A 14,029-nucleotide genomic window follows, 5' to 3' on the forward strand; every position below is an offset into this window, starting at 1 on the left:
TTTGAGAGAATTTTATTGATTCACAAGAAATATAATCCCCCTGTCTGCCTGTCTTCCAAGTCAGTTTTCACCAATAATTTTATAGTTCACTCAGGTATTACTAAGCCCTAGTAACTTATTCCTCTATTTGTAAGACTAGCTTTTCCAAGCCTAATTTTTTACAGTCCACTAATTCACCATAGAATAAGTATAAAAGGTCTTTGCGTTGAGGTTCACCCCTAGATGAACCCGTTGCACCCATAGCGATGACGATACCACAGTAGCCATGAAATTTACTAACATCTTTTTGCCATTGTTGTAATCTCTTAGGAAAAGAATCTCCTTTTTCCACAAGAAATTGAGCAAAAATATACAGGTTTTCTTCTTGGGTTTTGAGAATTCCTAAAGTATATTCTTCGTCATCATAGGGATCATAACCTTCATTAAAGGTAATTTGTAAAACTCCATCTTCATCTTTTAATCTTTCGATGATTACTTGGGCTTTGGGGCGAGTGGTTTGTAAGAGGATAACGGGTAAGAAATCTTTTTTTGATTTATTTTTAATTTTTTCAAAAATCTCTGGAGGCATATTTTTCAATGATTTATTGTATAAATAATTGAGAAATATATCTTGCTCAATCCTCGCTAAGGATACTAATGTACCCGCTGGGATTAAATCATCCCGAATACCATCATCATCGTCATCGTCATCATCGTCATAATCATCGTCGTCATCTTCAAACATATCACGAAATTCCGTAGTCAATTCGGGCATGGTTTTGACTGTCACGGTTAACCATGAATCTTCTAGGGGAGTTTCTAAAGTATATTCACGACTAATTAATTCTTCTACATCATCTTCTGCTAATTCTTCTTCGCATTCTTCGATAAATCGCCCCAGGGCTTTCATGGCGATATAGATGGGATAAACTTCTTCTTCTTCTTTTAACGGTCTAATGCCTTCGTAGGGGTGAATGCTACCAAAAATGGGGGTAACATCACTTTCTAAAAATTCATCCCAGTCGGTGGTTTTTTTCTCGTTTTCTCCCTGAGAGAAGTTGATAAACCAGCAGTCTTGTTGTAAGAATGTGGCTTCTAAATCTTCATCGTCGGGGGATTCTCCTAAGTCTAGGACTCTTTGACGGAAGGATTTGAGGGATTCGATCGAGCGATATAATACAACCCCAAATTCTTGCCCCAACATTCCCATGACACAGGCATAAAGATTTTCGATACCCCAATGATTGATTTCGATGGTAATAATTTCTTCTTCCGATAAGATATACCAAGGTTGTTCTTCCCAGATAGAATTTAGGGCTTCTTCAATCAAAGCGCCAGATAATTCGGGGGCAATTTTGGTTTCTAAATCAGGTCGAATACTTTGAAAATTCTGCCACAATTCATCTAATAAGGGCAATTCTGGTTGATAGTCAACAATAATATCTAAATCTCTTAGTACTCCCCTCAAAAAAAACTGTAATTCTCTATCTTTGACAACTATTTTTTGTGGTCGTGCAGGTGTAGCTGGATTGTGTGGGCTTTCGATCGCCTTTAACAAGGCTCTAACAATGGCTTCAGGTCCTGTTGTATTTCTAGTTACTTCCATCGATCGAACGAAACCTTCCGAACCATCAACCCAAATAATACATTCTCCATCCGACGCTAATTCTGGTTCAAGATTCTCCATCATTCCCAAAATCGGAAGACGATCGCCTTCCCATACATGGGGAATTTGAGGAATACGCTGTAATCGATGTTTTGTGCTTTCGGGTAAAGATGTCATGGGTTTGTATAATAGTTCGATGTCAGGAGAAAAAAGAATATTTTTACATTCTACATTGTACATTCATTAAGATACCATATTCAATGCCTTCCACTACTGCTTGATAGGAAGCATCAATGATATTTGTGGATACTCCTAAAGTTGTCCATCGTTGTTTTCCGTTGCTAGATTCGATCAAAACTCTCGTCTTGGCAGAAGTCCCAGAAGCACCATCAAGAATACGCACTTTGTAATCCGTTAAATAGAAGTTGCCAATTTCGGGATAAAATTTGATCAATGCTTTACGCAATGCTTGATCTAAGGCTGAAACGGGTCCATTTCCTTCCGCTACTTCTAATAATTCTTCTCCGTCCACCACAATTTTAATGGTGGCTAAAGCATGGGTGTAAGGAATGTGATTTTCGATGGAAATATCGGAATGGACTTGAAATCCTTTGATGGCAAATAAAGGTTTTCTTTGGTTAAGGCTCGATCGTAATAATAACTCAAAACTCGCCTCCGCCGCCTCAAATTGATAGCCTTCGCTTTCAAGGGTTTTCAGTTTTTGCAGAATTTCCCGACAAATGGGATCATCTTTTTGTAACTCCATACCAAAGGTTTTCGCCTTAGAGAGAATATTACTTAACCCTGCTTGTTCAGATATGACAATTCTTCTCTCATTGCCAATGGCTTCAGGTTCGATATGTTCATAAGTTAAAGGATTTCTAGCTACCGCTGAAACATGAATACCACCCTTATGGGCAAATGCCGATCGTCCCACAAAGGGAGCGTGATCATCGGGGGCTAAATTGACGATTTCGCTAATTAAACGGCTATTTTGGGTTAATTTGGTCAATTCTTCAGGTTCAAGGCATTTAAAACCTAATTTTAGCTGTAAATTAGGGATTAAAGTACATAGATTAGCATTACCGCATCGCTCACCGTAACCATTCATTGTACCCTGTACCATTCTCACTCCTTCCAACACCGAAGCTATGGCATTAGCGACGGCTGTACCGCTATCATTATGAGTATGAATACCTAATTGGGGACTTTGAGGATCATCAATATTAAGATCAAGTTTACTTACCACTTCTGCCACAATTTGACTGATTTCGTGGGGTAACGTACCGCCATTGGTATCACAAAAAACTAGCCATTTAGCTCCTCCTTTGATAGCGGATTGCAGGGTTAATAAGGCGTATTCGGGGTTGTTTTTGTAACCATCGAACCAATGTTCAGCATCGTAGATTACTTGTTTGCCTTGAGATTTAAGGAACTCGATCGTATCTTGAATCATGGCTAAATTCTCCTCCAGAGAGGTTTTTAAGCCCTCTGTAACGTGTAAATCCCAAGATTTCCCAAAAATTGTCACCCACTGGGTATTAGCCTGTAAAATTGCCTTTAACAATCGATCGTTCTCAGGTAATTCATTTGGGCGACGGGTAGAACAAAAAGCCACAATTTGAGCTTGTTTTAGGGGTTGCTCTTGTAACTGTAAAAAGAATTGTACATCTTTTGGGTTCGCACCGGGCCACCCTCCTTCAATGAAAGGGATACCCATATCATCCAATTGTCGGGCAATTTTTAATTTATCCGTCAAGGAGAGAGAGATACCTTCCCTTTGCGCACCATCTCTCAGGGTTGTGTCGTATAGCCAAACTTTTTTATTATTCATGATTAGGGATTACTTTATAGTCTTTTGATGAGGGAAGATTTTAAGTGTTACGTTTTAGATTAAATAACTGAGGTTAGCAAAGTAAAATATTGAAACTTGAAACTATTGAACACAAAATTAATCGAGAGTATGATTAATTAACCAATTTTCTAAGTCTTCAATATCCTTAAAATCTAATAAGGCTTCTCCTAATGATTCTAACTGAGGAATAGAGAGCGATCGAACTTTTCCTTGTAAAGTATCGCTAATATTACCACAACGGCGAGTTAACAAGCGGATAACGATATTTGCTTCTCCTTCTTGTGTGGCTTCAGTACGTCCAATTTGTATTCCTCTGGTAAGTCCTTCGGTGCGTCCAATTTCTAAGACTTGTTGATAAAAACGAGTTTGGGTGATGTCTGCTTCTCTTAAGTTAATCATTTTTTGTATCTCCTCGATAGTTAGTTTAGGGAATTTATTTACCAGTATAGCCTCCACTAAATCTAATCTTAAGTTAAACTCCTCTTGAGTTTGAGTGTTTTCTAATATTTTTTGAGCTTCGGATAGTGCCTGATTTTCTGGAGTAACAATTAATTTTAATATTGCTAAATTTGGGCTTAAATTTTCTTTCCCTAATAAGTCTGATAAAAATAACCTTTGTACTTGATTATTTAGTAAATTTTGATAAGGAATTTCACAACCTAAATCTTGACTACGGTTATTTAAAATTAACAATCCTCGCCAATTTCTTTTGACTTTATACTGATGAATATAGACGAATATACCCCCAAAATAACGACTGTAAAATTCAATGTCATTCTGCATTTGTGCTTCGAGAAACACTAGGGGTACATTTTCATCACCGCCGAGGGGTGTTAATAATCCATCAAGACGAAACTCTTTTTCTTTGACTACGGGAGCGTTATAATCAAATTGACAACCTTCGGGAATTTCGGGGATTAATTCGGAGATGAGACTGGGTTGATTTAAAAAGATACGGTAAAATAACTTATCAGTTTTCATAATTTTTTTCTCAAGTAAAATGTTGGGTTACAATTTGTTTAACCCAACCTACATTAATCGGAAGTGTGGTTAATTAACCAATTCTCTAAATCGCCAATATCTTGAAAATCTAGTAAGGCTTCCCCTAATGATTCTAATTGAGGAATGGAGAGCGATCGAACTTTTGCTTGTAAAGTATCGCTAATATTACCACAACGGCGATTCAACTGACGAATAACCATGTTTGCCTCCCCCCATTGTGTTCCTTCTGTACGTCCTTCTGTACGTCCTTCTGTACGTCCTTCTGTACGTCCAATTTCTAAGACTTGTTGATAAAAACGAGTTTGAGTGATGTCTGCTTCTCTTAAGTTAATCATTTTTTGTATCTCCTCGATAGTTAGTTTAGGGAATTTATTTACCAGTATAGCCTCCACTAAATCTAATCTTAAGTTAAACTCCTCTTGAGTTTGAGTGTTTTCTAAGATTTTTTGAGCTTCGGATACGGCTTGATTTTCTGGAGTAACAATTAATTTTAATATTGCTAAATTTGGGCTTAAATTTTCTTTCCCTAATAAGTCTGATAAAAATAACCTTTGTACTTGATTATTTAGTAAATTTTGATAAGGAATTTCACAACCTAATTCTTGATTACGGTTATTTAAAATTAATAATCCTCGCCAATTTCTTTTGACTTTATACTGATGAATATAGACGAATATACCCCCAAAATAACGACTGTAAAATTCAATGTCATTCTGCATTTGTGCTTCGAGAAACACTAGGGGTACATTTTCATCACCGCCGAGGGGTGTTAATAATCCATCAAGACGAAACTCTTTTTCTTTGACTACGGGAGCGTTATAATCAAATTGACAACCTTCGGGAATTTCGGGGATTAATTCCGAGATGAGACTGGGTTGATTTAAAAAGATACGGTAAAATAACTTATCAGTTTTCATAATTTTTTTCTCAAGTAAAATGTTGGGTTACAATTAGTTTACCCCAACCTACATTAATCGGAAGTGTGGTTAATTAACCAATTCTCTAAATCGCCAATATCTTGAAAATCTAGTAAGGCTTCCCCTAATGATTCTAATTGAGGAATGGAGAGCGATCGAACTCTTGTCTGTAACTCATTACAAGGTGTTGGGTTACACTTCGTTAACCCAACCTACAGTATTTGTAGGGTGGGCATTGCCCACCAATGTCCTATATTATTTAACTTTCCACAAAAATACTGGTATTTGTTAAGGCTAAACCAGTACTTAAAGTGCCGATTTGTAACGATGGAATAATTCCATTGCCGTCTTGATCAAATAATAAAGCTCCATTGCTACTATTATAAATAAATCTTTGACTGGCATTACTTGCACTACTACCGAGACGGAATTGAGAGGAGGTTAAGTTGGCATTTGCGGTTAAACCACCATCAAAACCAGAAGCCGACACCACAATTTTATCCCCTTGGGTTACAGAGAAATCAGTAATTCGATCGATCCCTTCATCGGCATATTTAAACACAAATCGATCGACTCCAATACCTCCTGTCAAAGTATCTGCACCATTTCCACCTATTAAGGTATCGTTACCATCGCCACCTAGTAACACATCGTTACCATTACTACCCATTAACTTATCATTACCCGTGCCTCCGTCAATGCGATCGTTACCGTTACCCCCGTTAAGGTTATCATTACCTCCTCCTCCTAAAAGGGTATCGTTACCATCGTTACCGTTAATGATATTTGCCCCACTGTTACCAGTAATGCGATTATTTAGGGCGTTGCCAATACCCGTAAGGTTACTTGTACCTGTTAAGGTGAGGTTTTCTAGGTTACTGCCTAAAAGATAGCTAATACTAGAACTTACAGTATCTGTACCCTCGTTGGCATTTTCGATAACTCGATCGAGCGTACTATCCACAAAGTAGGTATCGTTACCCGTACCTCCCACCATGCTATCAGCACCAGTACCTCCTTCTATTCGATCGTTTCCTGCCCCACCTCGCAAAGTGTCATTACCACCTAATCCTTGTAAGGTATCATTACCTGCACCGCCCACAAGATTATTATTATTAGCATCCCCTACCAATAATAGGTTACTACTATCATCGTTGGTAATTGTTCCTAAACCTTGATTATCGGAAATAGTTGCATTAGTAGCATTACTGAGGTTAACAAAGAATGTCTCGTTAGGCTCTACAGTTGTATCCCCATTAATCACAATAGAAATGGTTTTACTGGTTTCATTGGTGGCAAAACTCAAACTACCACTTTTGGCAACATAATCACTTCCTGCGGTAGCTGTGCCGTTAGCGGTGGCATAATTAACGGTAATTGGTTGTAATGCCGTACCTGTGCGAGTGACGGTGAATACCATGTTTTTTGTGCCACTATTACCCTCTACAATGGTTCGATCGTTGATGGCAAGGCTAGGAAAATCATCATTGGTAATTGTACCTCGTCCTTGATTATCAGCTATGGTTGCATTAGTCGCACCACTGAGATTGACAAAGAAAGTCTCATTAGGTTCGATCGTTGTATCCCCATTAATTACTACCGAAATGGTTTTACTGGTTTCATTGGTAGCAAAACTTAAACTACCTGTCTTGGCTACATAATCACTTCCGGCAGTGGCAGGATTAGTTGTGCCGTTTGCAGTGGCATAATTAAGGGTAATGGGTTGTAATGCTGTTCCCGTGCGAGTGACGGTAAATACCATGTTTTTTGTGCCACTATTACCCTCTACAATGGTTCGATCGTTGATGCGTAGGGTGGGTAAAGTTGTCGTAGGTTGAAATTCAAATGCACCAATATCCACACTACTGCCACTAATCCTCGCAAAATTACCACCTCTTTGATCTCTTGGTACTGCTTCACTGCGGTTGCCGTCGCCGTCAATATCGGCAAAATCTTGACTGATTAACACCGTTAAACCTGCATTAATGGCACGACTACCACTTAATAAAGCATGGGTTTTCGTCACACCACCATTATTAGCCAATGCCCCTAAACCTGCGGTTTGCCCTGATGTTAAAACAATATCGCTACCAGTACCTATCGTGCCACTAGCCCCTGTTAAATTACCAATAAGGTTATAACCGTTACCCTGCACTGAACCACGAATATCAGGATTTTTGGTTTTACTACTAGTATTATTTGGGGTATCAAAATTACCTGCAATGATGGTATTTCTTAAGGCGACATTACCAGAACTATTATAAATACCACCACCATCACCAGATGAACTATTATTATCAGCATCAGCAAGGTTATTGGTAATAGTGCTATTAATCAATAAAACACCATTACTACTACCATTATAAATACCACCTCCCTGAAAATTGGCAGAGTTACCACTAATGGTACTATTAGCGATGGTTGTTGTACCATAATTGATAATTCCACCACCATAAGAAGCAATATTATCACTAATAGTGCTATGGGCGATGGTTAAGTCACCTCCATTATAAATACCACCACCATAAGAATTATTAGAGTTATTACTAATGGTAGTTTGAAAAACGTTTAATGTACCTGAGTTATAAATACCAGTTCCAAAGGTATTTCTTCCTCCTGTTACTACCACTTTTTCAAGGGTTAAAGCCCCCCCTGATAACACGTCAAGAACTCGATCTCCATCTCCTAAAAGGGTGGTGGCGTTAATAGTAGCTGGGGATGCTCCATTAGTGCGAATAGTAACATTTGCCCCATCAACAACATCTAAGTCACCTCCTAAGCCATTATCTTCATCTGATGAACCAACTGTTAAGAAATAAGTTTGTCCCCCTGCTAAATTGATAATATAGTCATTGGTGGGGTTGTTATTGGCAATAATAATGGCATCCCTTAAAGATAAACCTGCACCGGTGGAGGCACTGCCGTCATTTTCATCAAAGAAAGTATTAACGTAAAGACTAATAGGACTACCTGTTAAAACAGCATCGTCATTAGTAATTGTGCCAAAACCTTGACTGTTAAAGATAGTGGCATTAGTAGCATTACTAAGATTGACTAAAAATGTTTCATCAAATTCTGAGACGGTGTCACCGTTAATAACGATGGAGATGGTTTTTGTGGTTTCATTGGTTGCAAAGGTTAAAGTACCAGTTTTGGCGACATAATCACTTCCTGCGGTAGCTGAACCATTTGCCGTAGCATAATTCACACTAATACTTTGAGTTGCTGTACCCGCACGAGTTACGGTAAACACCGCATTTTTCGTACCGCTATCGCCTTCGGTTATGATCATATTGCCAATGGATAAAGAAGGATTACTTTGTACTTCAAAAGCACCAATATCAACTCGACTTCCCGTAACACGAGTGTAGCCGTTACCCCGTTGCTCAAAAGGTACTGCTTCACTGCGGTTGCCGTCGCCGTCAATGTCAGCTAAATCTTGACTGATTAACACCGTTAAACCAGCATTAATGGCACGACTACCCGTTAATAAAGCATGAGTTTTCGTCACACCACCATTATTAGCTAACGCCCCTAAACCTGGGGTTATTGAACAGCCCTTGAAAAATTAGACAATATTAGATAAACTTGGAAATAATAATTGATTTTTAGGCTTAATGTCCAATTTTTTATCGATAAAATCGGCATCTGATTTATTGGGAGTATCCACAAAGACTTTGCGTAGGTGGGAAAAAGAGGGGAAAATAACCTCTACTCGTACAGAAGGTGGACATAGACGATATGATATTTCTACTTTACTCAAAAATAAATCGGATAATTCCTTAACAATTGGTTATGCCAGAGTTTCTAGTTATGACCAAAAAGATGACTTAAATCGTCAAATAATAGTATTAGAATCTTATTCTTCTAGTCATGGTTGGGATTTTGAAATAATCCAAGATTTAGGCTCAGGTATGAACTATAAAAAGAAAGGATTAATTAGGTTAATTAAATTAATTTGTTCTTATCAAGTTGACCGATTAATTATTACTCATAAAGATAGATTATTACGATTTGGTTCTGATTTAATCTTTTCTTTATGTGAAATATTTGGCACAGAAGTTATAATTATTAACAGAAGTGAAGATTCTAGTTTTGAGGAAGATTTAGCCAAAGATGTACTAGAAATAATTACAGTATTCTCAGCAAGATTATATGGTAGTAGAAGTCATAAAAACAAACAAATCGTAGAACAATTAAAAGAGGTAGCAAAAAATCTTGAGTAAAATAACTTATCAAACCTTAATCAGTCAAGAAGTCGCAGAATTTTGCGATTTAATAGGAGGTTTTTTTGGCAAAATTGAAAGAGATTTATGCAAAGATTTAGAAAAAGGAAAAAACTCAATGATTTAAAGAAGAGTTATCAAATAAAGTATGGGATAAATGCACGTCAATTTAACTCTATTCATATAATCTTAAAAGGTAAAATAGCTAGTCGAAAAGAGTGTTATAAAAGCCAAATAAAACAAACAGAATTAAAGATTAAAGGTTTACAAAAAATCATTGACAGTGAAAAGAAAAAATTAGCTAAATTACCATTATCTTGTGGTAGAAATCAAAAATCAATCAGAAGTAAACTAAGATTTACCATTCATCAAAAACAAAGAAAATTAGCAATATTGAAAGATAGATTAGTTACTTTAAAAAGAAAAACCATCTATGATATTCGGGGGTAAAAAACTATGGTATGCTCAATTTAATTTAAAGGAGAATGGTTATTCTAGTCACCAAGAATGGTTAAAAGACTGGCAAAAATGTCGTAGTTCACAATTTACTTTAGTGGGTTCAAAAGATGAAAAGAATGGTAATCAAAATTGTCAATTATTAGCTAATGGTACTTTAAAAATAAGAGTACCATCTTGTTATGAGTCCATTTTTGGGAAGTATTATCTAATCGAAAATGTCAAGTTTAGCTATGGACAAAGTGATGTAGAATACGCTTTAAATAATGCACAAGCATTAACTTTTAGATTTGTCAAAAAAGATGAAAAATGGTATATATTTTGTAGTTTTGATTTGCCTGAAACTCCCACTATATCTGATAATAAAAATGGAATGTTAGGGATAGATTTAAACCCAAATATTATCGGTTGGAGTTATGTTGATCATGATGGAAATTTAAAGGCAAAAGGACAAATTAAAATCAATGTTCGAGATAAAAATACTAATCAAACAAAAGCAATTATAGGCGATGCAGTCAAGAAATTAGTAAAATTAGCTTATCAATATGAGTGTCCAATTAGTGTAGAAAATTTAGATTTTGAACGAAAAAAAGCAACAATGAAGGAAGAAGGAGTTAAATATTCTCGAATGTTATCAAACTTTGCTTATAGTTGTTTTTTAGATATGTTAAATAGTTGTGCTTTTAAACATGGAATTGAAGTAATAAAAGTTAATCCTGCCTTTTCAAGTTTAATCGGATTAACAAAATTTATGAGACTTTATGGTTTGTCGAGCGATACAGCAGCCGGGTTGGTATTGGCAAGACGGGCATTAAGAAAAAAAGAGGGTATTCCAACCAGTTACGCCCGATTAGTTCAAGTTGATTCTAGTCGGCACGTCTGGAGTTTTTGGAATGCTCTGTCGAAGAAACTCAAAAGCGTAAAACGTCATAGTTTCTTCAATAGTGTCTCTAACAGAGAAGTAGAGGTCAAGCTATTAGATGAGTTACATAGTGACAGGTTTAATGGCAAGTCGCAAGACACTTTTATTACAAGGCGAGATTCCTTGTCACGAGTCGTTAACAATTCTGTTCGGTTAACGCAAAAATGGTAGATTTGGGGTCATTTTTTCATGATGTCCAAGTTTGTCCAACTTTTTAGGAGCGGTTTGCCCTGATGTTAAGATAATATCGCTACCCGTACCTATTGTACCACTAGCACCCGTTAAGTTACCAATAAGGTTATAACCATTACCTTGCACTGAACCAGTAATATCAGGGTTTTTGGTTTTACTACTGGTATTATTGGGAGTATCAAAATTACCTGCAATGACGGTATTTCTTAAGGCTACATTACCATAATCATTATAAATTCCTCCTCCATATCCCGATGAATCATCATTATCAGCATCCGCAAGATTATTGGTAATAGTACTATTGATCAATAAAATACCATCATAATCGCCATTATAAATACCGCCACCATAATTATCAGTGGAGTTACCACTAATGGTACTATTGGCGATCGTTCCTTTACCTTGATTATAAATACCACCTCCAACAGAAGAAGCAAAGTTTTCACTAATGGTACTATGGGCAATCGTTAAGTCACCACTATTATAAATACCACCACCATAAGGGCTAGAGTTATTACTAATGGTAGTTTGAAAAACGTTTAATGCACCACTATTATAAATACCTCCACCATAATTATTTCTTCCTCCTGTTACCACTACTTTTTCGAGAGTTAAAGCACCTCCTGATAACACATGAAATACTCGATCTCCATTTCCTAAAAGGGTGGTGGCGTTAATGGTGGCTGGGGATGCTCCATTCGTGCGAATAGTAACATTAGCACCATTTTTAATATCTAAGTCACCTCCCAAACTGTTATACTCGCAAAGGCTATAATTTGATGTTACAAGAAAACTTTTGCCTGTTGCCCGTAGCCGGTTGCCTACCTTCACCTCGCTCAAGTTATGCCCTTTCTGAGTATATCTTCAGATGATGAACCTACAGTTAAGAAATAACTTTGTCCTGATGCTAAATTGATGATGTAGTCGTTATTGGTATCATTATTGGCGATAATAATGGCATCTCTTAAAGATAAACCTGCACCAGTGGAGGCACTGCCGTCATTTTCATCAAAAAAAGTATTAACGGTTAAGGTGATAATGCTATTTTCTACATTCAGAGTTTCACCATCAACGGTGATTGTACCCCAATCATTTTCACTTCTGAGGGTGTCTAATTGGGCAGTACTCATTTTGCGGTTGAACACCAAGTTACGCCAGATTTCTCCTTCGTCTCCTTGACTGTCTTGGTTGTTAATTTGCGCATCGATAAAGTGTCCATATTCTTCTAACAAGACGTTACGAATTTGTTTCGAGGATTGAGATTCAATGAGGCTAGAAGAAAGATAGATGGTGTTATTCAAGGCACTATATGCACCCTGAGCGCCATTCATGGCAGTGGGAGATAATATTTCGATCGTTGGTAGGTTGCTGAAGTCTCGATTACGCCATGAGGAGAAAATATTATTAGCTACGGTGACGTTGTAGTTGTTTCCAAAAGCAGTAGTTAAGGTTGTGTCGAGACTGGGATTGAGAGAGGCTTTGAGCAGGAGTGCTTCGGCTTGGGTTTGGGCTTGAAATAGTTTGTTCATGGGGTGTGAATAAGTATGTTTGATTTAACATCTACAAACATAAATATAGCACCTCTTCGATCGATCTGACTACTTTTTGGGGTAAAGGTCACGAAATCTTAATAATTGCCCTCACCCCCAGCCCCTCTCCCAAAAGGCGAGGGGAGTTCGATATTTCGATCGAGATTTTGAGATTGCTTCGTTACCTCGCAATGACTGGAGAGGGGAGTTCGATCGTGGTTGTGGGATTGTGGGGGAGGTTCGATCGTATTTAAGACTTAAAAAAGTAGCTATCTTTCAAGCTACTGATTTTTTTAGAGATAAAAATTAGAACTTACTTAACCATTGTTGTAAATCTTCAATAGAATTAAAATCTAAGAAATCCTCAGCTAAAGTTTCTAAATCATCTATATTTAGAGCTTTTACTTGTGTTTGTAAATCCGTATTAATTGTTCCCAATTTCTTAGTTAATTGACGAATAATTAATTCCTTATCTCGATCTATTCTTTGCTGTAGTTGATCTAAACCTAGCTTTAAACCTTCTTCTTTTGCCATTCTTTCAAAAGGACTAACTAAGGGCATAATTTTTTCCTCCTCGTATTTAATAATTTTTTGATTCAAATTTTGTTGCAATAATGATGGTAAAGTCATCATCGCATCGATAAATTTAAACAGTTTTACTATTTCTAATTTACTGTATTTTTTATCGTATAAACTCCTGATTAGATACCATTTCCATTGTTCTCTTTCTGTTAAATTACTGGTGGTTGCTTTGGTTTTTAAGTGTGCCATTATCATCATGGCAAAAGGGTTTAAATTTATTTCTAATTCTGCCCATTTTTTTTGATAATCTAATAGTTTAATTGTGGGGAAATCTAGCTTTAATTTACATCCTCCTAAATCATAACCATAATTGGATGGTCGCCATTTTTCTTTTTCATCTCCTAGTATAGCAAGACTAATCACTGGTTTCCGATACAAGTCAAAGGTACGATAATGGTAAATAAACATTCGTTGATTAAAGTCGCTATCATATTGACTTTGTACTTCGATGTGAACTAAAATCCACACTTCTTGTTCATCTTTCAAACATACTTGAAACAGTTTATCCACCAATCTTTTACTATCCGAAGAATCGGCGGTGATTTTCTGTAATTCTTTATCTAAAGATGTTATCGGTTTTAACCAGTCAATGAGATTATATACTTCTGGAAAAAAGAAGTCTAAAAAATGATTGAAATAATCTCCGATCGCCTCCTTCCAAGGTTCATCATAATTAGCGTTTATTTCTGTCATTAATTGAATTTATTGTCAAATTTATTCAAGTATTATATCTAAAGAACGATCGTATTCTTGAGGGTGTTGG

Annotated in this window: 11 protein-coding genes and 1 pseudogene; 3 read left to right on the forward strand and 9 right to left on the reverse strand. The window is 36.7% G+C overall.

The genetic code is table 11. The features are described from left to right. Window positions 1–115 precede the first annotated feature (115 nt). The 6 genes and pseudogenes from SYN6308_RS02755 to SYN6308_RS23230 form a co-directional block, all read right to left on the reverse strand. On the reverse strand, window positions 116–1,825 hold the full coding sequence (locus SYN6308_RS02755) for a DUF6930 domain-containing protein (protein ID WP_017292905.1): 1,710 nt from the start codon (window positions 1,823–1,825) through the stop codon (window positions 116–118). Beyond that, a complete protein-coding gene (cimA, locus tag SYN6308_RS02760; RefSeq protein WP_017292906.1) occupies window positions 1,806–3,419 on the reverse strand; it encodes a citramalate synthase in 1,614 nt (537 codons plus the stop codon). Before cimA ends, SYN6308_RS02755 begins: the two co-directional genes overlap by 20 nt. Before the next feature lie 117 nt (window positions 3,420–3,536). Then, window positions 3,537–4,421, reverse strand: coding sequence for a DUF2887 domain-containing protein (locus SYN6308_RS02765; protein WP_017292907.1), 885 nt, complete (start codon window positions 4,419–4,421; stop codon window positions 3,537–3,539). Window positions 4,422–4,474: 53 nt separating this feature from the next. Then, complete coding sequence (locus tag SYN6308_RS02770; protein WP_017292908.1) at window positions 4,475–5,359, reverse strand: DUF2887 domain-containing protein; 885 nt, start codon at window positions 5,357–5,359, stop codon at window positions 4,475–4,477. A gap of 53 nt (window positions 5,360–5,412) precedes the next feature. Next, a pseudogene (locus SYN6308_RS23710) lies at window positions 5,413–5,523 on the reverse strand (DUF4351 domain-containing protein); the annotation flags it as partial. A gap of 95 nt (window positions 5,524–5,618) precedes the next feature. Further along, on the reverse strand, window positions 5,619–8,909 hold the full coding sequence (locus tag SYN6308_RS23230; RefSeq protein WP_272943053.1) for a beta strand repeat-containing protein: 3,291 nt from the start codon (window positions 8,907–8,909) through the stop codon (window positions 5,619–5,621). A 67-nt stretch (window positions 8,910–8,976) separates the two neighbouring features. On the opposite strand from SYN6308_RS23230, the gene SYN6308_RS02780 reads away from it, so the two are divergent. The 3 genes from SYN6308_RS02780 (at window position 8,977) to SYN6308_RS21610 (ending at window position 11,134) form a co-directional block, all read left to right on the forward strand. Continuing rightward, on the forward strand, window positions 8,977–9,585 hold the full coding sequence (locus SYN6308_RS02780; protein WP_017292865.1) for an IS607 family transposase: 609 nt from the start codon (window positions 8,977–8,979) through the stop codon (window positions 9,583–9,585). A gap of 87 nt (window positions 9,586–9,672) precedes the next feature. After that, window positions 9,673–10,035, forward strand: a complete 363-nt coding sequence (locus SYN6308_RS25405; RefSeq protein ID WP_026102018.1) for a hypothetical protein — start codon at window positions 9,673–9,675, stop codon at window positions 10,033–10,035. Continuing rightward, the gene (locus SYN6308_RS21610) at window positions 10,019–11,134 is read left to right on the forward strand and encodes an IS200/IS605 family accessory protein TnpB-related protein (protein ID WP_052312584.1); all 1,116 of its coding nucleotides are present in this window, start codon (window positions 10,019–10,021) and stop codon (window positions 11,132–11,134) included. Before SYN6308_RS25405 ends, SYN6308_RS21610 begins: the two co-directional genes overlap by 17 nt. Here SYN6308_RS21610 and SYN6308_RS02795 read toward each other — a convergent pair. From SYN6308_RS02795 to SYN6308_RS02805, 3 genes are all read right to left on the reverse strand, one after another. Beyond that, window positions 11,117–11,986, reverse strand: a complete 870-nt coding sequence (locus tag SYN6308_RS02795; RefSeq protein WP_390091414.1) for a hypothetical protein — start codon at window positions 11,984–11,986, stop codon at window positions 11,117–11,119. The genes SYN6308_RS21610 and SYN6308_RS02795 overlap by 18 nt on opposite strands. A 5-nt stretch (window positions 11,987–11,991) precedes the next feature. Continuing rightward, the gene (locus SYN6308_RS02800) at window positions 11,992–12,684 is read right to left on the reverse strand and encodes a hypothetical protein (protein ID WP_017292911.1); all 693 of its coding nucleotides are present in this window, start codon (window positions 12,682–12,684) and stop codon (window positions 11,992–11,994) included. 306 nt (window positions 12,685–12,990) lie between these two features. Next, entirely contained in the window at window positions 12,991–13,959 is a 969-nt protein-coding gene (locus SYN6308_RS02805; protein WP_017292912.1) for a DUF4351 domain-containing protein, read from the reverse strand. Between the last annotated feature and the right edge of the window lie 70 nt (window positions 13,960–14,029).

The organism is Geminocystis herdmanii PCC 6308, from assembly GCF_000332235.1.
GTDB lineage: Bacteria > Cyanobacteriota > Cyanobacteriia > Cyanobacteriales > Cyanobacteriaceae > Geminocystis > Geminocystis herdmanii.